We start from the raw sequence: 22,191 nt of genomic DNA, 5'->3' as shown, positions 1-22,191 counted from the left end.
CAAGGGTCGCCCCTTTTTTTATATATTAGACTGTATTAGTATCTGGAGTCCGTCAGTCTTACCGCTTAACCAATAATAATATCGAGACGGGTTCTTCTCGTGCGGATATTTAGGGTGGGAAGCAGGGCATTATTTCTCGGGAAAGCGCAGAATCAGGCATACTCCGATACACTTCCCGATGGTTCGACAGTTGTCGATCGCACGGTAGGTTGATGACTGGCTTATCCATGCCAAGCTCCCAACATTTCATGCCATGAACTATTTGGTACTGGGAGGGGGCAGGGCATCGGGTTGCGTCTTGTATTTTGAAAGGGACCACGTACAGCGGTATAATATGGACAATCTTAAGGAGGGACGACGCATATGGAAAAGTTTCAGGCATTTATGGTCCGAAAAGACGAGAATGGCGGATTCCGGAGCGGGATCGAAACGCTGAACGAAGATCAGCTGCCGCCGGGTGATGTAACGATCCGCGTTCATTATTCAGGAGTGAATTACAAGGACGGATTGGCAAGCTTGCCTGATGGGAAGGTCGTCTCCAGGTATCCGATGGTGCCGGGCATTGACCTTGCTGGCGAAGTCACGCATTCGGAGCACCCGGCGTTTAAGCCAGGGGACCAGGTGCTGTGCACGGGGTACGGTGTAGGGACCGACCACTTTGGAGGATTCAGCGAATACGCCCGCCTTAAAGGAGATTGGCTCGTACACCTTCCGGAGGGACTCAGCATGCGTGAGGTTATGGGAATCGGGACGGCCGGGTTTACCGCCGCCTTGTCAGTGGACGCGTTGATCCGGAGCGGCCTCACGCCGGACAGCGGGGAAGTGCTGGTAACCGGAGCGACGGGCGGTGTCGGCAGCTTTGCCGTCAGCATATTGTCGCGGCTCGGATATCAAGTGACTGCCAGCACAGGCAAGCTGGAAGCCCAGAAGGAATGGCTCACAGGGCTCGGGGCGAGCGCCGTGGTCGGGAGGGAAGAGATATCCGCCCCGGTTCAAGGCGTGCTGTCCAAGAGCCGATGGGCCGGCGTGGTCGACCCTGTCGGCGGTCCACAGCTGGGGACGCTGCTGAAAAGCGTTAAATACGGCGGCAGCATCGCCCTTTCCGGATTGACCGGAGGAACGGCTTTCGACAGTACGGTTCATCCTTTTATCCTGCGCGGCATTAACCTGTTCGGGATCGATTCCGTGTTCTGTCTGATGGAAACCCGGAGCCGGGTCTGGAAGCTGCTCGGATCGGCGTGGAAGCCGGAGACGGCTTTGTCTCAAGGATTAACCGAATGCGGATTGAGCGACCTTCCGGACGTCCTGGAGGCTATTCTGCGAGGAAAAGCTGTGGGACGAACGCTGCTCCGCTTGGAATCTTAGTCCGAGTGAACCGCGCTGCATAAACCGTTTGCTTTGATGGCATTCTAACCCTATATCAGCTTAGTGCCGCTACAATCGGCAACAGGAATCTGGAAGGGATGAACCATCATGAAGAAACGGGTAGCGGGAGTTCTGGCCGGTGTGCTGGTTACAGCCGCCATGGCCGGATGCGATTCGCATGAAGTCGTCAAAAAGGAAACGAAACTATATAATATGCAGTCTTATTCGGAGGGAAACCTTCGGGCGCAATCCCAGGGCAAAGGGCTGAACGGCAAGTTTCTGAAGGAGATGCAGATTCAGTTCGGGCATGAAGGGGTCCCTCTAACCCATGAGATGTACGCGGAGGACGGAAGAGGCAATATCAGTTATATGTACATGATCGCCGGCAATCCGCTGCAGTATATTACGCTGCATGTCTTTTCAAACGAAGCGGAGCGGATCGAGCGGATTCATAACTGGTACGGTGACCAAAAATTGATCGATACGCCGCGGTCCCGGACGGTCATCTATAACTATTCTACCGCTTCGCTGATTTACACGTCCTCCGGCAAAGAGAAAGGCAAATACGACCCGGAAGTAAAAAAGGTGTTTAATTCCCTGATCGAACGGATGAAGTAATTTCAGGGAAAAAACGAAATGCCGGCTCATCCGCGATGAGTCCGGCATTTTTGTGTTTGCGTTCACCCGCAGACTATTCCTTCTTGTAAATTTCCCGCATGACATGCCGGAGCTCCGGCACGATGATCTTTTCCAACGCCAGCTTGACGGCCTCTCTGGACCCCGGCATAGAAAAGACGGCGGTCTTACCGACCGTACCGGCGATGGCCCGGCTCAGGATCGCTGCCGCTCCGATATCCTCCGTATAACTCAGATACCGGAATATTTCTCCAAAGCCGGGCATTTCCTTGTCCAGCAGGGAAGAGACCGCCTCGTACGTCGTGTCTCTCGGCGAAATGCCGGTTCCCCCGGTGAGCAGCAGAGCCTCGACATCCGGACGCGCTGACGCTGCGTGCACCAGCTCGCGGATTCCCTCGTAATCGTCCGTCACGATGGTATAATCGGCAATCCGGTAGCCCGCTTCCTCCAGCAGAGAGATCATCAGCTGTCCGCCGGTATCAGTTTCTTTGGTACGGGTATCCGAGACGGTCACGACCATGCAGGACACGGTCGCGGGTGCCTGGCTTCGATGCTCGTCCACTGACTTCATGTTCATACGTTATCAACTCCTTCGATCTTTTCTGGCTATTTCACTAGGATAGTCTTTTCCAGAATGCCTTGCAAGTTGATGGTGACAACGGCAGTGACTTAGCAGTGGAAAGCTACAGGGGGCGGCAGGGGAGGGGAAACGGAGTGCCTTGCGGCAGTGCTGGGTGCTGTAGTACACTGTGCTAGTCATGCAAGGAAGGATAACGGAGGAGATATCTTATGAGCCAAACGACGCCAATTTACATATTGTCCGGATTTCTCGGTAGCGGAAAAACGACATTACTGCAGCAGCTGATAGATTATTGGCAAGGCGAGGGATTGCTGCCGGCCGTCATCATGAACGAGGTTGGTGACGTGAACCTCGACGGGCTGCAGGTGCAGGAGCAGGTCCCGATGACGGAAATGCTGAGCGGCTGCATCTGCTGCTCGATCCGCGGGGACTTGAGCGGGGAAATCGCCGGTCTGATCCAGCGCGAGGCACCGGATGTCATCGTGGTCGAAGCGACGGGCATCGCCAATCCGATGGAAATTTTGGAGGGGGTGTCCGAGGCAGCTCTCTATTTGCCGATCGACCTGAGGGGCATCATGACGGTCGTGGACTCCGCTCACTTGCTGGAGCTTTACAACGTCCAGAAGGGCAAAACCTACCGGCTCATGCAGGAGCAGATCCGCTGTGCATCGGCATTGATCCTGAATAAAATGGACAGGGTCACAGAAGAGGAGGAGGGCCTGCTGCAAAGCATTGTTGAACGGTGGAACGGATACGCTGGGGTGTGGAAGGCGGTCCGGTGCCGGGTGGACATCCCGGCGCTGCTTGATGCTCTGGGAGGAGTCAAGGCAGACTGGACTCGCGCGGCGGACAACGAGAGCAAGCAGGCTCCGGGAGAGCTTGTACCGCAAAATGGCCGGGAGCAGAACGCCGAACCGCACGCTGAATCGGCTTCGAATCATGGCGGGGAATCGGAACCTTTGCACCACCCGCATCATACCCATGAATCGCACAACCATGAATCACATGCCCATGAATCACATGACCATGTTATGGTTTACACCCATTATTTTAAAGGTCCCGTTGAGAGCCTGGCCTTTGAACGGTTGATCGCCAATCTTCCGCGGGACGTGTACCGGGCCAAAGGTGTGCTTACCTTCAGCGATACGGCCAGCCGCTTCCTATTCCAATATGCCTTCCGGGAGTCCGATTTTATGAAAATCACACCGCAGGGAAATGTTCCGGATGTTGCGGTTTTCATCGGCGAGCACTTTTCGCGGAGTGAGCTCGAACAGGCTCTGCTCAGCCTCGAACAAGGCGGGCTGCGGGAGACAGACTGAATTTTCCTGGTTATAACGCCTCCCAAACGGTTAATAGATGTGCAGAGCAATCAATCACGGGAGGTAGATCGATCATGATGAATCAGGAACAACAGTACAAGGATTGTATCGAAGCCTGTTTGCAGTGCATGAATGCCTGTAATGTGTGTTATGTGTCCAGTCTGAAGGAGTATGAGCTCGCCATGCTGCGTGAATGCATCCGTCTGGACCGGGAATGCGCGGATATTTGCGATTTGGCGGCGCAGTCGATGCTTCGCCATAGCCCGTTTGTGACGCAGATCTGCGAGCTGTGCATCACGGCCTGCGAAGCGTGCGCCGAAGAATGCAGCAAGCACGAGCACGATCACTGCCAAGCATGCGCCGAGGCCTGCCGCCGCTGCGCCGAAGCCTGCCGTCAAATGCTCGTCGCGGCCTGACCGATCATTATACAGCATTGAACGACTGCCTGATTGCCGGGGGATGACCCGGCGGTCAGGCTTTTTTCGTTTCAGGGTTACACATCCGTCTATGCGATTGTTTTTCCATGGATCCGGGTAACATATGGATGGTTACTACAACCTGTATCGGCAGAAGGGAGAACAACATGGACAAGCAAAAGACCAAGGAATCTTCAAGTTTCATCCCCTACATACCTGCATCCAGAACGCTGCCGGAACTTACGGTGCTGGCCGTCATTCTGGGCATCATCCTGGCGGTTGTATTTGCGGCTGCCAACGCCTACCTGGGACTTAAAATCGGGCTGACGGTCAGCGCATCCATTCCAGCCGCCGTCATATCGCTCGGTGTCCTGCGAGGATTGTTTAAACGAAAATCGATTCTGGAAAACAATATCGTGCAAACGATGACGACGGCGGGCGAGGCGGTGGCAGCCGGGGCGATCTTTACCCTGCCTGCCCTGTATATGTGGAATCAAGTCCCGGGCATCGGAACCGTCAGCTTCATCGTGCTCGTCGGGGGATTTTTGGGCGTCGCGATGATGATCCCGCTGCGGCGGCTGCTGATCGTCAACGAGCATCAGACGCTTCCTTACCCGGAAGGCACCGCCTGTGCCGAGGTGCTCATATCGGGAGAAACCGGCGGCAAGAGCGCAAAAATGGTGCTGTACGGATTTATCGCCGGCGGGCTGGTGAAAGCGCTGGGTGATGGCTTCAAGTGGTTCAAGACCGAGATCGAAACCGGCATTTACCGGTTTAAAAACGCGGTCATCGGCATGGATACATACCCTGCGCTGCTTGGCGTTGGCTACATTATCGGTCCGGCGATTTCGGGGCAGATGCTTGCCGGTGGGATCATGGCCTGGCTCGTGATGATTCCGATGATCGGATTTTTCGGCGGAGGCGCACAGGCTGTGCTGTCACCGGCCGAAGCACCGATTCCGCAGCTGGACGCCTGGGGCATCTGGGAAGGCTACATCCGCTACATTGGCGCGGGCGCTGTGGCGGCAGGGGGATTGATTACGCTGGTCAAAACCCTGCCCATGCTGTTCAGTTCGCTGGCGGCGACTTTGTCCGGCTTGAGCAAACGAAACGAGCAGAAGGTGACGCTGGACCGCACCCAGTTTGACATTCCCGGCTTTTGGGTGACGATCATGATTGCACTTCTTGTCATTATCATCGCGTTTGCCCCGCTGACCGACGTGGGGATCATTGGCGCGATAGCCATCGCCATTTTCGGCTTTTTGTTCGTAACGGTCGCTTCCCGGATTGTCGGCCTGGTAGGCAGCTCCTCCTCACCGGTGTCCGGCATGACGATTGCGACGCTGCTCATCGTAACGTTTATTTTTAAAATGACCGGGTTATCAGGTATGGGCGGGATGATCGCCGCACTGACGGTTGGAGCGATCGTCTGCGTCGCGTTGGCTGTGGCTGGGGACATTTCCCAGGATTTGAAAACAGGTTACCTGGTGGGCGGGACGCCTTGGAAGCAGCAGGTGGCGATGATGATCGGCGTACTCGTATCCGGTCTGGTGATCGGCTTCATTCTGTCGGTACTGAACGAAAGCTACGGACTCGGATCCGAGCAGCTTCCTGCGCCGAAGGCCGTATTGATGCGGCTGATTGTGGAAGGGATCATGTCGAACAATTTGCCGTGGGAGCTGATTTTTATCGGTGCGGCTTCGGCGGTTGTGTTCGAGTTCTTGGGTCTCAACTCGCTGACCGTAGCGGTCGGCATCTACCTGCCGATTCATGTTAGCACCCCGATCATGGTCGGCGGTATCGTTCGCTGGTTTGTGGAATGGCGATCACGGAAGGACGCCGGATTGCTCAAAGCTAGGGTGGAAACGGGGACGCTGCTGGCTTCGGGCCTGATCGCCGGAGAATCGCTGATCGGGGTGATCATTGCGATCCTGATCTGGCTCGGCGTTCCGATTCCGGGAGACGTTCTGGTCTCCAGCAATGTGCTTCCGCTGGTCATTTTCCTGCTTGTCGTTGTGATGCTGGCCTGGATCTCTCTCCGGCAAAAGAAAGAGTCCGTCGTGACGAAGCGGGAGGTGTAGCAACATGCTGGGCTACCGGAAACAGCGGAAGGACGCCGCGGAAATACCGATCAACTTGCTGGATTTGGTTCCGGTGCTGCATTCGAAGGTGACGGCAGAAAAGAACGAAGGGATCGTGACGTTGTCCGTGCCGCGGGAGGGATGGCTGGCCCGCCAGTCGGTCAAATGGCTGAAGCAGCCGGCGGTCGTCCAAATCCGGCTGGATGCGCTGGGCAGTGAAGTGGCCGCCTGCTGCGACGGTTCCCACTCGGTGGCGGATATCGCAGGCAAGCTCCATGCCCGGTTCGGCGAGCAGGCGGAGCCGCTGCTGCCAAGGCTGGCCAAGTTTATCGAGCTGCTGGAAATGAACGATTTGGCCGTATGCCGACCCGGTGATTCCTGCCAACGGGCACAGGATGCATAAGAGGTAACCATGAACAGGCAATCCTGCGGCAGAAAATTGGGGTGTTGCATTCTTTGCTGTCCCCCGTGTATACTATTGAAAATTGAACGTCATGGAACGGGAGAGTAGTGAAGCGTCAGGGCATCAAGCGAGCCGGGGATGGTGGAAGCCGGTATGCCGCGCCTTCATGAAGCGCACCCGGGAGATGGCCTTTTGAACGATAACCGCATGATGGGTGCGGAGTAGAGAGGTCCGGTTAGCCGCCGTTACAGGCTTCAAGGGAAACGGATGCCGTGCTGGCGCATGGACCGTTTACTTAGAGTGGTACCGCGGGAATTCAGCTCTCGTCTCTATATTAGAGACGGGGGCTTTTTAATTTTTGATAGGCGTTACGATATGGAAAGGATGATTGTTATGTTACAGGAATGGATCGCGTCGGCGCTCGAGCCGCACGTGCCGTGGACGAAGCAGCAAATGGTGGATCTGCTGGAAATCCCGCCGCAGCCGCAGATGGGGGATGTCGCTTTCCCATGCTTTACGCTGGCCAAAACGTTTAAAAAATCGCCTGCGGACATCGCCAAAGAGCTGGCTTCCCAATTTGACGGGCGAGACGGAATACAGGCGGAGGCCGCCGGCCCTTATGTCAACTTCAGGCTGGACCGGAAGCGCTACGAGCAGCAAATCATGGACGAGTTAACGGCGTCGGATCAGAGACCGAACCTGGGAAAAGGAGAAAAAGTGCTCATCGACATGTCCTCGCCGAACATCGCGAAGCCGATGGGCATCGGGCATCTGCGCTCCACCATGATCGGTGCCGCCCTGTACAACATGTACAAATTGGCGGGGTACGACGTGGCCAGCATCAACCATCTGGGAGACTGGGGCACGCAGTTCGGCAAGCAAATCGCCGCATACAAACGCTGGGGGAACGATGAAGCTATTGCTGCCAATCCGATCAAGGAATCGCTGAAGCTCTACGTTCAGTTTCATGAGGAAGCACCCCATGATGAGACGCTGGAGCCGGAGGCCAGGGACTGGTTCCGGAAGCTGGAATCCGGGGATGAGGAAGCTTACCGGCTCTGGAAATATTTCGTGGACGTCAGCTTGAAGGAGTTTCAGCGGATGTACGACCGCTTGGGCGTCAGCTTCGACTATACGCTCGGGGAAAGCTTTTACAACGATAAGATGGATGCCGTCGTGGATCAGCTGCGCGACCAGCATCTGCTCGAAGAGAGCGAGGGCGCGCTGGTCGTGCGCCTGGATGAAGAGGGGATGCCGCCTTGCCTGATCATCAAAACGGACGGAACGACCATCTACCCGACGCGTGACCTGGCAACCGCCCTTTACCGGCACGATGTCTTGAAAGGCGACAAGCTGCTGTATGTCGTGGGCGGCGAGCAGAGGCTGCACTTCCAGCAGGTATTTGCCGTGCTGCGCCGCATGGGAGCAGACTGGGTGGATCAATGCGAGCATGTGCCGTTTGGCCTGATGCGCTTTGAAGGAAAGAAAATGTCCACCCGCCGCGGCAAGATCGTCTATCTTGAGGAGGTACTGGATGAGGCGGTTGCCCGGGCATTGCAAATCATCGAAGAGAAAAACAGCAGCCTCGAACATAAGGAGGAGGTCGCGGAGGCGGTCGGCATCGGGGCGATTATTTTCGGGGACTTGAAAAACAACCGCCTGAACGAAGTGGATTTTTCCCTGGAGGAAGCGCTGAATTTCGACGGGGAGACAGGGCCGTATCTTCAGTACACGTATGCGCGTACCCAAAGCGTGCTGTCCAAAGGACGCGCGGCCGGGGAACCGGAGAGTGGAACGGCCTTGCCTGCTCAAGCGGCTAATGGCCAGCTCGGAGATTCCGGATGGGAACTGCTGAAGCTGCTGACCCGCTTCCCGGATCAGCTGGAGCGCGGAATCCAGAACAACGAGCCGTCGGTGATGGCGCGGTATGCGCTGGATGTAGCTCAAGCGTTCAACCATTTTTACAACAAGGAACGGATTGTCACCGAGGACAGCAGCCTGAGGGAAGCGAGACTGAAGCTGACGGAGTTGACGGGCGCTTCATTAGCGAGAACGATGCATCTGCTCGGATTAAAAACGCCTCAGCGGATGTGACGCTATCTGTTGAACAGGGAGGAGAGTTGGTTGGCTGTACATCAGCAAGGAACCGGCCGGCGGAACACGCCGGCGGAGATCATCCTCCGGCTGGAGGATGTCAGCAAACGCTACGACCGCCGGGCAGTGATTGAGCATATGACGCTCGAGATCGCCAAAGGGGAGTGCACGGCGCTGGTCGGGAAAAACGGCTCGGGCAAAAGCACGCTGCTGCGCTTGCTGGCCGGATTATCCCGTCCTACCGAGGGAAGACGGCGAGTGGAGGACGTCCGAAGCCCCACGATTGGACTTGTCGCCGAGAAGTTTCCGGCGCTGCCGTTTACGCCGGGCGAGTTTTTGATGAGCATGGGCATTACGCGAGGGATGGACAAGCGGACCGTCCAGTCGGAAATATCCGAATGGCTCAAGAGACTGGGGATGGATTCGTACAGGGATGTTCGAATGAGCCATTTTTCGAAAGGCATGCTGCAGAAGATCAATCTGGTTCAGGCGGTGATGGGGAAACCAAGGCTTCTGCTGCTGGATGAGCCTTTGTCCGGGATCGACACCCCCACGCAGAAAGAGGTGGTCCGCCTGCTGATGGACATCAAGGGGATGGGGACCGCGATGGTCATGTCCGTCCATGAGCCGGAGCTGATCAACGAAATGGCCGATCGTATCGTACTGCTTGAGAACGGAAAGATCGTGAAGGAGGAACGCAGGTTCCGCATAGAAACGGTCCGGTATGCGACTATTCTTGTTCATGGAGATCCGCTGCGCGTCCGCCAGTCTTTAGAGGGGATCGGCGATAGGGAAGTGGCTTGGGTAAAAGAGGGGGCGGATTCCGAGATTCATGTAAGAACGGATTTAAGCGATCATGTGCTGCAGCGGATCCTTAACGGCGGCGGTCATATCGTATCCGTTTCGCAGCACGAACCGTCCGAAGTGGATCTAGGCGAGCTGCTCAAAACTGCGGCGGCTGCCTTAGAAGGTGGAACGCTATGATCCGTCTCGCTTCTTTTTTACTTGCCAGCTACATCCGGTCTTACCGATACTTTGCTCCTGTGGGGAGCATGCTGATTGCGATGATGCTTTTGTACTCCTACAAGCCGAACCCGGTGATGGACAGCTATGCGGTCACTTCCGCATTTCTGTTTGTCGGCGGGGCATGGTTGTCGTTCAGCTTCCTGAATCATGCGGGCGCCGTATTGGAACAGCTCAGCGTGATCCACGCAGGGAGCATGCGGAAATATGCCGCAAGCCAAATGCTGGCTCTGCTCGCCTTCATTGTCTTTTTAAGCGCCTTTTTCCTGCTGTATCCTGTAGTGATGAACATGTTCGCCGAAACGGTCAGCGCACGGCAGTGGCTTATCGCTTCTTCCGGGCATCTGGCATTGGGCATGCTGGGCGCAGGCATCAGCTATTTCCTTCAAGCCGCTTACATCCGCAATATCAGCCGCGCGACGGCGATTCTGCTGATCATCGTCATTTTATCGATTGGGGCGAGGCAGATTGCGGCCAAGCTGCCCGCAGGGTTATCCTGGATCCGCTGGGCCTTCCCTCCGGTGGCTGAAATGATCGACACCTTGATGCGAAGTGATACCGCTCTTCTTACAGGCGTATGGGGAGTAATCGGGTATGCGTACCTGTATGCTTTTGCTTTAGCCGCAGCCTATTGGATATTATCCGCATACCGTGATGCCAGAACATAGGCTGATACATTTGGCTTTTTCTCAGAACATTGGAACCGTTGATTTCCTTCTACCCCCGGGTTGTGATTGGACCGTAAGCACGGTAACATGGAGATAGGTCTGTCCAATCAGGAATTTTTACATAAGAGGTTGAACCTCGGCAGCAGGAGTCAGGAGGAAAAGCATGAAATCAGTCGGTCTACAAGGTATCGAGCAGCAATCGAAGGAACTGTTCGCGTATTTCGGCTTGGCCGTATACTATTCGCAGGCATTGGAGCAGCAGCTGACCAATCTGCTGATGCTGATGAAGCTGTCGAAGGGGGAGGTTCCCTCCGAAGAGGAACTGACCGAGCTGTACCGCCGCAAGCTCAGTAGTTCCCTGGGCCAGCTCGTCAACGAAATCCGGCATCACTTTCCTTTTACGGAAGAAGAGACGCTTCTATTAAAAGAGGTATGGAAGCAGCGGAATTATATCGTTCACGATTATTTCAAGGAACGGATCAAAGAGACGTTCACGCCTGACGGTCGAGCACGGATGATCCGCGAGCTGACCGCTTTTCGGGATCAAGCCCAGGAGCTCGAGCAGAAGCTGCAGGGGTATACGAATGAATTATACGTCAAGCTGGGGCTGGAGAATGATCAGCCGGGAGTTTCCAATCCGCACTGACTCGTCATAAAATAGGCATTCCGGCCTACAGGCATATTGAAACATTTGCGGGAGGTTCCCCGTCTGAGAGGCTGAGGAGGTGATTTGGATGAAAATCACAAAGAAATGGGCTGCGTTCATGGTGGCGGCAGGCTGTCTGGTGTCGGCGTCTTCCGCGTATGCGTTCTCGGATCTGCCGAATAAGCAGCAGGAGGGTATCGCCGAAGCGCTGCAAACGCAAGGGGTCATTCACGGCATTTCCGCCGACCGGTTCGGTCCGGCCGAGCCGTTGACGGCAGCCCAAAGCGTGCAGATGCTGGTGAAAGCGATGAAGCTTCAGCCGGATGCAGGTGCGGCGAACGCCGGGACGCTGGCGGTTCCATCCACAGCCTGGTATGCTCAAGCAGCCGAAACGGCGCTGGATCACGGGCTTGTGGCATCGACCATCGGCAGCTGGAACGACAAGGTCACGAAGGAAGAGTTCGCGCAGATGCTCTACAAAGCCGTCACCGCTACCGGTGACTACCCGCTGATCAAAATGTACGTCACGGTCCAGGATGAGAACGACATGGCTTCCGGATCGCGGGAAGCCGTCCAGTTTCTGCTCCTTACCCACATAGCCGAACTAGATGCGCAGCAGAAATTCCATCCAAGGGACAACATCACCCGGATGGAGGCGGCGAAGATGGTCTATCACGCCATGAATTTCGTTGCTTCGCATCAGCCGGTAAATCAGCCGGAGAACGATGACCAGGTCGCTGTCAGTGTAGAGAAGGTGAACGACCAGGTGAACCGGATCGTCCTTACCAAAGAGGACATGCCGAATCCGGGATACGGCCTCAAGATCGACCGGATCGAATTCGTCTCGGAAGGAAAGGCGGTCGCCTATTACACCGTCACGAAACCCGCCCCCGGCATGATGTATCCGCAGGTCATTTCCACGGCCAAGGCTTCCTTTTATATGGACAGCAAAATTCAGGTCAGCGTCAAGCAAACCGGCGGCGGCCTCGGTACGGGCATTTCCCTGAAGGGATCGCTCGTAGAGATGCCTTCCGTTACCCAATAAACAATGAATCGTATCGTCCGCACATCGCGGTGATACTGGATCCCCCTGCTTTCCGGATACCGGAGACAGGGGGATTTTTTTGCGGCTGGATCAAGAATAGGAATATTCCGGTTAAAAGTATCATTTTTCGTTGACGAGGCAAATAGTATCGCGGCACCCATCCCGTTTACAATGTTGGCAAGGGGGGAAGAGGATGTCGCAGCTTGCGAACAGCGTGCCCATCACCGAGAGGAGGAAAAAGCGGGGATTGGCTTACCGGATGCTCAGGCAGTGGGATATTCAGCTGATGGTCATACCGGCGCTCATTTTGATTTTTATTTTTTCATACATACCGATGTACGGCGTACTGATGGCTTTTCAGGACTATAACATTTTTAACGGGTTTTGGAACAGTCCTTGGGTGGGATTCAAGCATTTCAGCATGTTTTTTCATGCACCCGAGTTTTGGACGATTCTGCGCAATACGATCATCATCAGCCTGCTGAAGTTTGGTATCGGGTTTCCCGCGCCGATCATTCTGGCCCTGATGCTGAACGAAGTCAGGCAAATGTTCTTCAAAAGGGTGGTTCAGACGATCAGCTACCTGCCGCACTTTCTGTCCTGGGTGATCGTAGCCGGGTTTGCCATGTCGATCCTGTCCACGGATAACGGCAGCCTGAACATCCTGCTGCAGAAGCTGCATTTGATTAAGGAACCGATCGGCTTTTTGGGACAGGCGGAGTATTTCTGGGGCATTATCGTCTCGACCAGCGTTTGGAAGGAGATCGGATTCAATTCGATCGTGTATCTGGCGGCGATCGCAGGGATCAACCCCAGCCTATATGAGGCGGCATCCATCGACGGAGCGGGAAGGGTCAAGCAGGTGTTTATGATCACAATCCCGTCCATTATGCCGGTGGTCGTCATCTTTATGATCCTGGCGATTGGCAATCTGCTGAGCGCCGGCTTTGAAGACATTCTCCTGCTTGGAGCAAATCCGGTGCTGCGTGATGTGGCCAGCGTCATCGATACCTATGTGTACCGGGTGGGCATCACCAACCAGCGCTACTCGTACGCCACGGCGGTTGGCTTGTTCAAGGCTGTGATCAGCGTCGGCCTGCTGACCTTTGCCAACTACTTTGCCCGCAGGTCGGGAAACAGCTTGTGGTAAGCGCGGGAGACACCGCAGGAAACAGGGAGGCTGCAGTATTGTGAAATATACAAGTACCGGTGACCGGATCATGATGGTCTTCATTTATTTGCTGCTTATTTTACTGGGATTCAGCACATTCTACCCGTTCTGGAACGGACTGGTCATTTCGCTGAACAACGGCATGGACACGGCACTCGGCGGAATCACGTTCTGGCCGCGGGTATGGTCGCTGGAAAATTACCGGGTCGTCTTTCAGGATGACCGGATTGCCAACGCGTTTTTGATCAGCGTGCTCCGGACGGTCGTCGGCACCATTCTGTCGGTGCTGTGCACCGCCATCTTCGCCTACGGCATGACGAAGAAGGAACTGATCGGCCGCAAGTTTTACATGCTGATGTGCGTTGTGACGATGTATTTCGGCGGCGGGCTCATTCCGACGTTTCTCGTCGTCCGCGGTCTGGGCTTGATGAATTCGTTCTGGGTGTTTATCATCCCGGGTCTGATCAGCGTATGGAACATGATCATCTTTCGGACGTTTTTCATGGGGCTTCCCGGAGGCCTGGAGGAATCGGCCAAAATCGACGGCTGCGGCAACTGGGCTACTTTTTTCCGGATCATCCTGCCGCTGTCGGGACCGGTCATCGCCACGCTCGGGCTGTTCACCGCGGTCGCTCATTGGAATGAGTGGTTTCTGCCCAGCATTTACATCACCAACGAGAAGCTGCTGCCGATCCAATCCATGCTTCAGCAGATCTTGAGCACGAATATTATGACCGAGCAGATGTCCAAGCTGGACTCGGCTGCCCAGAGCAGGCTCGAAACGATGAAAAGCGTGACGACCAAGTCGCTTTCAATGGCGACGATGATGGTGGCGACGCTGCCGATTATCGCCGTGTACCCGTTTGTGCAGAAGTATTTCGTGAAGGGCGTCATGGTGGGATCGTTGAAGGAGTAGGGTTTGGAGCGATTGCTGCTTTGAACATAAATTTGACAATAGGGAAAAGGGGTTATCACGCATGAAAAGTTGGAGAAGATCGCTGCTCGTGGCCTTGGTGTTCCTGTGCACGACAGCCACGGCATTGGCGGGCTGTTCAGGCGGCGGCGGAGAGAAAACGGCCGACGGCGCTGCACCGAAGGCGGAGAACAAAACCGAAACGAAAGAAGGAAGCGGCAGCGCTTCGGAGCTCTTCCAGCTCGGCAGCGCGCCCGTCGACTTTACGTTCTACGGCCACTATGACTGGTATACGATGCCGACCTGGGGCGGGGACGTTGCGAGCAAATGGATTCAGGATAACAAAAAGGTCAATGTCACGGCCATCAACTCCGGCGGCAATGCGGCCCAAAAGCTCAACACGATGATCGCGTCCAAAGAGCTGCCTGACGTGATCTGGATGGAGCGCGGCGCCGATGTGGAGCGGCTGCGTGCGGCAGGCATGCTGGTGCCTTATGACGACTATCTGGACAAATATCCGAATTTGAAAAAATGGGCCGGTGACTCTACGCTCAACATGCTCCGCTCAAGCGACGGCAAGCTGTACCAATTCCCGAACTGGTATACCTCGCAGCCTGCGGGCAATGCCGGATACCTGATGAACAGCAAGGTGTACAAAGAGCTTGGTTCGCCAAAGCTGGAGACAACTGTCGATCTGTATAACTACCTGAAGAGCGTGAAGGCCAAGTATCCGAACATGGTGCCGTTCGAGCCGGATTTGGCCAAGGACGGGCAGGGGCTTGATATTTTGTACGGGGCGTTCGGGGAAGACCATCCGCCGGTGTATTTGAAAGAGAGAGCCGTGCCGGTCGACAATAAGCTGACGTCTATTTTCCAGGATCCCGTCTACCGCGAGTCCATGCAGTTTGCCTCCAAGCTGTTCCGCGAAAAGCTGATGGCCCAGGACGCATTAACCCAAACGAAAGACCAGATTCTTGAAAAAGCGTACAACGGCCGTTTTGCCATCGCAGCCGGAGCGAGCCCGACGGAATACGGCAGCAAGGGCGACGTGGAGCTCAAGAAAAAGGATCCGACCTCCGGCTACGAAATGATCTGGCCAGTGCATAAGGAAGGGCTGGACAAAAACAAGATTTGGACGGGAACCTACAATCAGCTGGGCTGGAACGTGGCCGTCATTACGAAGTCCGCCAAGGATCCTGAGAAAATCTTTGCGTTCCTTGACTGGCTGACCGGAGAGGAAGGAAGCCGGGTCATCATGTGGGGACCTGAGGGAACGCTGTGGCAGGGCACGGATGAAGAAGGATATCCGGTCTTTACCGACACATACACTAACGACATCCAAAAGCGCAGCGATATTATGGATGCGACGGTGAATCTCCAGTGGAACGGCAATACCGTCTATATCGACAAGTCGAAGATGAAATTCGAGAAGACGCTCCCGCCGGAAAAACAGAATTGGGAGAGCCGTTACCAATCCGAAATTACGTGGAAAACGCAGTATAACGCCACCGCCTTCGTCAACCTGAGCCCGATGCCGGATACCGAAGAAGGCATCATTCAGCAGAGCGTAGACGAAATCTTCTCCGAATCCCGTGCCAAAGCGCTGTACGCGAAGAGCGACGACGAGGTGCTGGCGATTCTGGACCAGGCGCAGAAGGACGCAGTGGCGGTCGGATACGACAAACTGCTCGAATACAAGACGCAAAAATGGCAGGAGAACCTGAAAAAAATCGGCGGTCAATAATCTAAATCTAGCATGTTCTAGTATAATGATACTAATTCTTCTATTCGCGAGGATGCCGTCCCGACCCGGGGCGGCTGCTCGCTTCTCCAGCGTCCGGGGCGTATTCAGGGTAGACGGCATGATCGCGTGGGACGGATGAACGGCTGTTTGTCTGGAGCCGGGATCTGACCATAGTATTCATTTTAATGATCAGGAGATGAGCTCATGTACAAGGTGTTGATCGTGGATGACGAGATTCTTGATCTGGAGGGTATGCGCTCTTTTATTCCTTGGGCAGAACTGAGGCTGGAAGTGACAGGCGCGGTGAACAATGGGTTTGACGCCTTGGCACTGCTGGAATGCCAGCCGGTCGATATTTTAGTAACAGACGTACATATGCCTAGCATGACAGGCCTGGAGCTGGCCAGAAAGGCACGGGAGTTCGCGGGCCGGCTTCGGGTCATTTTCGTGAGCGGTTACCAGGATTTTCACTATGTCAAAGAGGCGATTGCCCTGAATGCGTTCAGCTACGTGCTGAAGCCGATGGACGATACGGAGCTGACCGATGCGCTGCGCACCGTCGTGCAGCAGCTTGATCAGGAGAAACGGCGGCAGCAGAACGAACAGGCTTACCGGGAAATCGCCAAAAACGACTATCTATTGAAGCTTCTTGAAGGAGCGGAAGCCGAAGAGGCTGCCGGGGTGCTGCAGGAAAGCTACGGGTTTGACCGTTTAGGATGGCCGGTGCGTGCGGCTGCCGTCGAGCTGGACGACCTCAGCTGGAAGCTCGACCCGATGCCGGAACACCGCCAGCAGGAATGGTTCAACCGATTTTACGATTCGCTGGTTCCGCTGCTCACCGAGGCCCGGATCCGGCATGTGTGCAAAACTTCGCGACGGCGGATTTTCGTGCTGATCGAGGACGGGGTGGACTTACAAGCGCTGTCGGCTCTGGCAGATCGGATTCAAGAGCTGCATCCCTTCTCCGTCACGGTGGGCGTAGGAGAAGAAGCGATAAATCTTACCGGGCTGCGCCGTTCTTATGGTGAAGCCTTGGAGGCGCTGTCGTGCAAGCTGATTGCCGGCAAGGGCCGGGTCATCCGCTATGGGGAACTGAAATGGGACGATGCCCTTGAGCAGCCTTCCCAAACCGCCCTGCCGTTAGAGCCGCTGTATACCGCAGTAGTGAACTTCGATCTCGTCACGATCAGCGACGAAATCGACCGGCTGTTCGCCGCTGCGGCCGGGATGAGATCGAAGCTGAAAATCCAATATTTCGTCATGCACATCCTGCTTGGGCTCGAGCATCACCTCCGGGCGATCAACGAGAGCCTTGCGAACGCCCTTCAAGAGGAAACGGGAGGCAGTCCGGATGTGATGCTGCAGCTCGAGACGATCGACGATATCCGTTCCTGGCTGCGAAAACGGCTCTTTGCCGCCGCAGAGGTTATTCAGCGCCGTAAGCAGAAGAAAAGCTCGAAGCTCGTTGACGAAATGATCCGGTACGTGAAAGAGCAGCTGCACGAAAATGTGACGCTGAAGGAGGTCGCCGACCACCTGTGCTTTTCCCCAAACTATTTGGGAACGCTCTTCAAGGAAGTGATGGGCACGAATTTCAGCGAATACGTCATTCACCTGCGGATGGAGAAAGCGGGCGAGCTCCTCAGGGATCCAAGAGTGAAGGTCTACGAAGTGGCCGACCGGGTCGGGTACCGGTATATGCCCTATTTCAGCCGGCAATTTAAAGAAGTGTTCGGCATGACGCCGGGCCAGTTCCGGAGAAACGTATAATGAGGCGCGCGGCAATGAGGCCGCCAGGCGGGAAGCTGTTCCTGCCTTTTGGCGTCAAACTGTTTATCTCCTATTTGGTGCTGATCATCGTGCCGATTTTTATGTTCGGTTATATCGCCAATACAATCCTCGTCAACTCCTACCGCGAGCAAATGAACACGAATTTGACCGGGACGCTGAAGCAGATTCGCGACAACATCGCCTATAAAATGGAGGACACGCAGCGGCTGTCGGACTTGCTGTATTTTGACGAAAGCATGCCCTTGGAGCTGATGCGATACGAGGAGGGCTGGGTCAGCTACCAGACGACAAAAAAGCTCCTGATTCCGAAGTTCCGCCAGGTCACGGATTCGAGCAACCTGCGGATCTGGATGAGCATTTATTTAAAAAACGAAACGCTGCCAGAAATCTACAACGCCGACCCGCCAGGAACGGACCCTTTGACCAGGGGCAATCATTGGGATTTGTACCATTTGAACCGGATTGAGAACAAACCGTGGTACGCTGATTTTCCTCCGGAGGAATACGGCAAAACCGTCGTGTGGCGGCAGGTGGAAGACGATGACATGTTCGGGAGGATCTCGCTGCTGCGGCGGCTGGTCGATACCCGCGATCCGATGAAGCTGGAGACGATCGGGTTTATCCGGATCAGCGTGTATTTGTCCGAAATTTTCCGGAGCGTCGATGCGGGCAAAATCGGCAGCGGCAGCATGCTGTCGGTCAGCGGGGAGGGCGGCCGGCGAATGTTCGCTTCCGGCGAAAGCGGTCTGCTGCTGGCTTCCGAACCCGGGAGCAAGGCGGAATTCGATCTAGGCCGCTATACGATGCTGGAGGAAACGCTGCCGGAGCTCGGCTGGAATCTGGCGGCCTACGTACCGAACAGCGTGATAGAGAAGGACACGCGCAAGGTGAACCTGCTTACGCTGATCATTTGTCTGCTCAGCGTAGGCCTGATCTCCATTGTCGCCTACGGGGTGTCCCGCTTCTTTTCCAGGCGGGTGTCCAAGGTCGTATCAGTGCTGCAGCGGTTTCAGCAGGGGGATTTTCACAAGCGGATCCATTACCGGGGAAACGACGAGTTTACGATCATCGCCAGCTCGCTGAACAAACTGGGCGAGCAGACGGAGCATTTGATCCAGGAAGTGTACGTCACGAATTTAAAGAAAAAGGAAGCGGAGCTCGAGACGCTGCAGGCCCAGATTAACCCGCACTTCCTGTATAATACGCTCTCATCGATCAGCCGGCTGGCCAAGTTCGGGCAAGTGGATAAGCAGCACCAGATGGTGATGAACCTGGCGAAGTTTTACCGGCTGTCGCTGAATGAAGGGCAGACCGTCATTTCGATTTATCACGAAATCGAGCAGGCGCAGGCATACATCGATATCCAGCAGGTCAAGTACGGTGAGCGGATGGAGGTTCATTTTGACATCGACCCGCAGATCGTCAGGTTTATGACGGTCAAGCTGATTCTTCAGCCGTTCATCGAGAACGCGCTGCAGCATGCCTGGCGCGGGGACCGGATTTATATCCGGGTTGTCGGGCGGATGGATGCCGGGACCGGCTCGATCGTTTTCCAGATCATCGACGACGGCAGCGGGATGACACGGGAGCGGGTGGAGGAACTGTCCGGCTCAGGCTCAGGCCCGGGTGCAGGCGCGGCCGGGTCAGGCACCTCGCAGCAGCGCAAAGGTTACGGCATCCGGAACGTAAACGACCGGATCAAGCTGTATTTCGGCAGCGATTACGGCGTCTCCCTGTACAGCCGGCCGGGGATCGGAACCTGCGTGACGATCCGGATTCCGGTGCAGCCGCGCAGCCGGGGTGAACAACGGCAGAACGGTCATGACCATATCGGGAGGACCGGATGAGCTGGAGAGCGCAAGGGGAGAGAAGCAGTTGAGGAAGCCGAAGCTGTAATAGTCTTCCATAGCAGCCGTAAGCCGTACGGGGATGAGGGCGGAGCCGGATAAGCGCAGCCCCGAAACGACCGCGCAGGGGGAGTGGGGCTGCAACATCATATGCGTCCATAATCCGCCGAACAGGAAGTGGTAATAGACTGGTTACTTAGTGTAGGCTCATGGCATTAAAAAGGGAGCGATCCGATCACGGATTCGCTCCCTTTTAGTGTTTTTCGTTTACGTTCTTTCACGGCAACCCCATGCTGGTCACATGGCGGCAGGATGACTACAGTCGAGAATCGCAGAATGCTCTGTATGACGTCGCCCGGCGAATTACACCGGTGAAGGCGCCTGAACCGGCGGCTGTGCCTTGATCCCGCTGTCCGGGGCAGGCGCGGCTGCACCCGAGCCCTGCTGAAGCTGATACATTTGATAGTATCTGCCGCCGAGCTTCATCAGCTCGTCATGGCTGCCCTTCTCGACAATCTCGCCCCGGTGCAGCACCAGAATCTGATCGGCGCTGCGGATGGTCGAGAGACGGTGCGCGATGATGAACGTCGTACGGCCCTTCTTCAGCACCTCCAGCGCGGATTGGATCAGGCTCTCCGTCTCGGTATCGATGTTGGCCGTGGCCTCATCGAGGATGAGGATCGCCGGATCGAAGGCGAGCGCGCGCGCAAACGAGATCAGCTGGCGCTGCCCCGCCGAGAGCGTGCTGCCCTTCTCGACGACGGGCTCATCGAAGCCCTGCGGCAGATGCGCCAGGATCCGCTCGGCGCCAACATCGCGCAGCGCCTTTTCAACTTGCTCGCGCGAAATTTTGGCGTCGCCCAGGCTGACGTTCGAGGCGATCGTACCTGTGAAGAGGTACGGATCCTGCAGCACGATGCCCATATGATGGCGCAGCCACTGCTTCGGCAGTGCGGTCACTTCCTGGCCGTCGATGGTGATCGTCCCTTTTTGCGGGTCATAGAACCGGAACAGCAGGTTGATAATCGAGCTTTTGCCGGAACCGGTATGGCCGACCAAAGCGACCGTCTGCCCCTGCTTCGCTTCAAAATTGATGTTTTTCAAGACGTAATGGTCGTCCTTGTAGGCAAAGGAGACGTTCTTGAACTCGACGTTGCCTTTGTAACGCGGCATGCTTCCGTCCGTCACGTCTTCGCCCGGCTCATCCATCAGCGTAAATACGCGGCCTGCCGAGACCATGGAAGAATCCAGGGCGGCGAGCTGATTGACCATCCCGGTGATCGGCTGGAACAGGCGCCCCAGCACGTCGACGAAGGCGTACAGCACGCCGAGCGACACGGCGCTGCCTCCGGTCAGCGTGCCAAAGCCGAAGTACCAGAGGATCACGGCAAAGGAAAAGCTGCGCAGCACGTTGACCAGATTGTGTGTCGTTAATGCGTTCAAATTGAGCATTTTGTTCTGATGCTTCATATAGTCGTCGTTCAAGGCTTCAAACTCTTCGGACGTCTGCTTCTGCCGGCGGAATACGCGGATAATGGACATCCCTTGAATGGACTCATTGATGATGGCGTTAATTTCGCTTAAGCGCGACCGGATGATCGTGTTGTACTTGGTCGCGAATTTCCGGTAGAGCACGATCCATACGATCAGCAGCGGGACGACGAACAAGCAGACGAGGCCGAGCCGGACGTCCAGCAGGAACAAGGCGATATACACCCCGGTAATGTAGATGATCCCCGAGCTGAAGTTCGACAGCACCGCAACGAACAGGTCCTTGACCGCTTCGGTGTCATTGGTGATGCGGGAAACCACCTTGCCGGCAGGCAGTGTATCGAAGAAATACACCGGCAGCCGCTGCATGTGCGCATAGACGTCGGTCCGCAGCTTCTGGATGACTTTATTGGCGGAAGACTGCAGCCAGTACGTTTTGCCGAATTCCGTAAAGATGCTGATCACCAAGAAAATGCAGTACAGTCCGACGAGTTTCAAAATACCCGGTATTTCCAGCTTGTAGAAGGAATACAGCTCACTCGCGGACAGCTTGGCGGCAGGATAGGTCTCCACAGCGCCGCCGCGGCTGATCGTCAGCTGTCCGTTCTCGAATTTGCGCTCTCCGTCCGGATTGGCTACCGGCTGGCTGACAAAATAAAAGTCCCGTCCGGTTTGCAGCAGCCGGACCTCCTGGCCCTTGGCTTCTCCTTCCCCGAAGCGGTCGCCGCGCTTGTAATAATGGCCGTTATAGGATACGGCGTTTTCAGATGATGTCGTTTCAAAATACGGCTTTTCAATACCCAGCATATGATCGTCGATCATCGTCTTGGCGATAAACGGGCCGGCAAGCTCGGCGCCGACGCCGATCGCCAGGGCGATGATGGCCGCGATAAAGATGCCTTTGGCGCATAGGGCGTACTGGAACAGCCGCTTGCCTACGCTAGCTTTAGAATTCATA

At 55.7% G+C, this 22,191-nt stretch carries 18 protein-coding genes and 1 other annotated feature; of the genes, 16 read left to right on the top strand and 2 right to left on the bottom strand.

The annotated features are described in order from the left end of the window. The first annotated feature begins 363 nt into the window (after positions 1–363). Positions 364–1,365 (top strand): acrylyl-CoA reductase family protein, encoded by a 1,002-nt coding sequence (locus K2F33_RS28485; RefSeq protein ID WP_263880240.1) that lies wholly within the window; start codon positions 364–366, stop codon positions 1,363–1,365. Positions 1,366–1,473: 108 nt separating this feature from the next. After that, complete coding sequence (locus tag K2F33_RS28480; protein ID WP_076167956.1) at positions 1,474–1,983, top strand: hypothetical protein; 510 nt, start codon at positions 1,474–1,476, stop codon at positions 1,981–1,983. Between the two features lie 73 nt (positions 1,984–2,056). Here K2F33_RS28480 and K2F33_RS28475 read toward each other — a convergent pair whose 3' ends face one another. Further along, positions 2,057–2,578, bottom strand: coding sequence for a MogA/MoaB family molybdenum cofactor biosynthesis protein (locus tag K2F33_RS28475; protein WP_263880239.1), 522 nt, complete (start codon positions 2,576–2,578; stop codon positions 2,057–2,059). A gap of 212 nt (positions 2,579–2,790) precedes the next feature. Here K2F33_RS28475 and K2F33_RS28470 point away from each other — a divergent pair, with 212 nt between their 5' ends. From K2F33_RS28470 to K2F33_RS28405, 14 genes are all read left to right on the top strand, one after another. Further along, positions 2,791–3,900 carry a CobW family GTP-binding protein gene (locus K2F33_RS28470; RefSeq protein WP_263880238.1) on the top strand — a complete coding sequence of 370 codons (1,110 nt, stop codon included), beginning with the start codon at positions 2,791–2,793 and terminating at the stop codon, positions 3,898–3,900. Positions 3,901–3,977: 77 nt separating this feature from the next. Beyond that, complete coding sequence (locus tag K2F33_RS28465) at positions 3,978–4,316, top strand: four-helix bundle copper-binding protein (RefSeq protein WP_076169531.1); 339 nt, start codon at positions 3,978–3,980, stop codon at positions 4,314–4,316. 167 nt (positions 4,317–4,483) lie between these two features. Beyond that, positions 4,484–6,397: an OPT family oligopeptide transporter gene (locus tag K2F33_RS28460; RefSeq protein ID WP_263880237.1), complete on the top strand. Its 1,914-nt coding sequence runs from the start codon at positions 4,484–4,486 to the stop codon at positions 6,395–6,397. Between the two features lie 4 nt (positions 6,398–6,401). Further along, positions 6,402–6,800, top strand: coding sequence for a PqqD family protein (locus K2F33_RS28455; RefSeq protein WP_263880236.1), 399 nt, complete (start codon positions 6,402–6,404; stop codon positions 6,798–6,800). An 83-nt stretch (positions 6,801–6,883) separates the two neighbouring features. Then, positions 6,884–7,134: a binding site (T-box leader), on the top strand. Positions 7,135–7,193: 59 nt separating this feature from the next. Next, entirely contained in the window at positions 7,194–8,894 is a 1,701-nt protein-coding gene (gene argS / locus K2F33_RS28450) for an arginine--tRNA ligase (RefSeq protein ID WP_263880235.1), read from the top strand. 30 nt (positions 8,895–8,924) lie between these two features. After that, a complete protein-coding gene (locus K2F33_RS28445; RefSeq protein WP_263880234.1) occupies positions 8,925–9,878 on the top strand; it encodes an ABC transporter ATP-binding protein in 954 nt (317 codons plus the stop codon). Beyond that, on the top strand, positions 9,875–10,585 hold the full coding sequence (locus K2F33_RS28440) for a hypothetical protein (protein WP_263880233.1): 711 nt from the start codon (positions 9,875–9,877) through the stop codon (positions 10,583–10,585). The genes K2F33_RS28445 and K2F33_RS28440 overlap by 4 nt, the downstream gene beginning before the upstream one ends. Positions 10,586–10,748: 163 nt before the next feature. Continuing rightward, positions 10,749–11,231 (top strand): hypothetical protein, encoded by a 483-nt coding sequence (locus tag K2F33_RS28435; protein ID WP_105443582.1) that lies wholly within the window; start codon positions 10,749–10,751, stop codon positions 11,229–11,231. 88 nt (positions 11,232–11,319) lie between these two features. Next, entirely contained in the window at positions 11,320–12,276 is a 957-nt protein-coding gene (locus K2F33_RS28430) for a protease complex subunit PrcB family protein (RefSeq protein WP_263880232.1), read from the top strand. A 259-nt stretch (positions 12,277–12,535) separates the two neighbouring features. Next, entirely contained in the window at positions 12,536–13,426 is an 891-nt protein-coding gene (locus K2F33_RS28425; protein WP_263882476.1) for an ABC transporter permease, read from the top strand. Positions 13,427–13,496: 70 nt separating this feature from the next. After that, a complete protein-coding gene (locus tag K2F33_RS28420; RefSeq protein WP_089550132.1) occupies positions 13,497–14,363 on the top strand; it encodes a carbohydrate ABC transporter permease in 867 nt (288 codons plus the stop codon). Positions 14,364–14,424: 61 nt separating this feature from the next. Then, a complete protein-coding gene (locus tag K2F33_RS28415; protein WP_263880231.1) occupies positions 14,425–16,104 on the top strand; it encodes an extracellular solute-binding protein in 1,680 nt (559 codons plus the stop codon). A gap of 204 nt (positions 16,105–16,308) precedes the next feature. Further along, positions 16,309–17,874 carry a helix-turn-helix domain-containing protein gene (locus tag K2F33_RS28410; RefSeq protein ID WP_263880230.1) on the top strand — a complete coding sequence of 522 codons (1,566 nt, stop codon included), beginning with the start codon at positions 16,309–16,311 and terminating at the stop codon, positions 17,872–17,874. Further along, on the top strand, positions 17,874–19,742 hold the full coding sequence (locus tag K2F33_RS28405) for a sensor histidine kinase (protein ID WP_263880229.1): 1,869 nt from the start codon (positions 17,874–17,876) through the stop codon (positions 19,740–19,742). Before K2F33_RS28410 ends, K2F33_RS28405 begins: the two co-directional genes overlap by 1 nt. A gap of 363 nt (positions 19,743–20,105) precedes the next feature. On the opposite strand, the gene K2F33_RS28400 is transcribed toward K2F33_RS28405, so the two are convergent. Further along, positions 20,106–22,190 (bottom strand): ABC transporter ATP-binding protein, encoded by a 2,085-nt coding sequence (locus K2F33_RS28400; protein ID WP_263880228.1) that lies wholly within the window; start codon positions 22,188–22,190, stop codon positions 20,106–20,108. Position 22,191 lies beyond the last annotated feature (1 nt).

It is taken from the genome of Paenibacillus sp. PSB04 (assembly GCF_025809195.1).
Lineage (GTDB): Bacteria > Bacillota > Bacilli > Paenibacillales > Paenibacillaceae > Paenibacillus_AQ > Paenibacillus_AQ favisporus.
This window is presented reverse-complemented; position numbering and strand designations above follow the sequence as displayed.